Annotated in this window: 1 protein-coding gene; it reads right to left on the bottom strand. The window is 54.5% G+C overall.

Annotated features, from left to right (window positions below; all coding sequences use genetic code 11):
- A partial coding sequence (locus F0L74_RS33485; RefSeq protein ID WP_188316276.1) for a hypothetical protein occupies positions 1-336 on the bottom strand: 336 nt, incomplete at both ends.

Below are 336 nucleotides of genomic sequence, written 5' to 3'. Positions count from 1 at the left end.
GCGCAACGATGGTGGCTGTGCCAGATACGATGGTCCACACACCGGTACCTACAGCAGGCGCGGTAGCGGTCATGTCAAAGAAGGCCACATTACAATCGCTCTGATCGTCACCTGCTACCGCAGCAGAAGGTAATTCATAATTTATTAGCGTTACATCATCAGAAGACGGTGTACAAACAGTGCCACCATTGCTGATGGTCCAGCGCAATACCGCAGTATTGCCCGCTGCTACTGTTACGGTAGTGTTGCGGTCTGTCGGGTCGGCAATAGTAGCTGTACCGGATACGATGCTCCAGCTACCTGTACCGGCGCCAGCTGCAGGAGCATTGGCGGCCA

This window comes from Chitinophaga agrisoli (assembly GCF_008386695.1).
Classification (GTDB): Bacteria; Bacteroidota; Bacteroidia; order Chitinophagales; family Chitinophagaceae; genus Chitinophaga; species Chitinophaga agrisoli.
This window is presented reverse-complemented; position numbering and strand designations above follow the sequence as displayed.